This is a genomic window from Bradyrhizobium sp. CCBAU 11386 (assembly GCF_028128955.1).
In the GTDB taxonomy this organism is placed as follows: domain Bacteria; phylum Pseudomonadota; class Alphaproteobacteria; order Rhizobiales; family Xanthobacteraceae; genus Bradyrhizobium.
In genome coordinates this window covers 1-354 of sequence record NZ_LBKA01000055.1, presented here as the reverse complement: position 1 = coordinate 354, position 354 = coordinate 1, and the positions used below count along the sequence as shown (strand labels likewise).

General features: G+C 63.6%; 1 protein-coding gene. It reads right to left on the bottom strand.

The annotated features are described in order from the left end of the window. The coding region (locus XI09_RS08335) for a chemotaxis protein CheW (protein WP_271566411.1) at positions 1-354 on the bottom strand (354 nt) is incomplete at both ends.

The window sequence follows — 354 nt, the reverse complement described above, 5'->3', positions numbered from 1 at the left end:
CACGATGCCAAAGGTCTGGCTGCCGACCTGGGTCACCACGATGAAGCCGTTCTCGGGATCGCTGGCGGCGCCGTCGTCAATCTTGAGCAGCTTCTTCAGATGGATCAGCGGCAGCAGCTTGTTGCGGAGCCGAAGAACAGCCGTGTCCTTGATGCGCTCGATGCGGTGCTCGCTGTTGGCGCGGGCGCGGACCAGCTCGACCACCGACAGCTGCGGGATGGCAAAACGGTCGCCGGCGGCCTCCACGATCAGCGCGGAGACGATGGCCAAGGTCAGCGGGATCTTGATGGTGACGGAGGAGCCTTCACCGGCCACCGACTTGATGTCGATGGTGCCGCCGATCTGGTCGATATT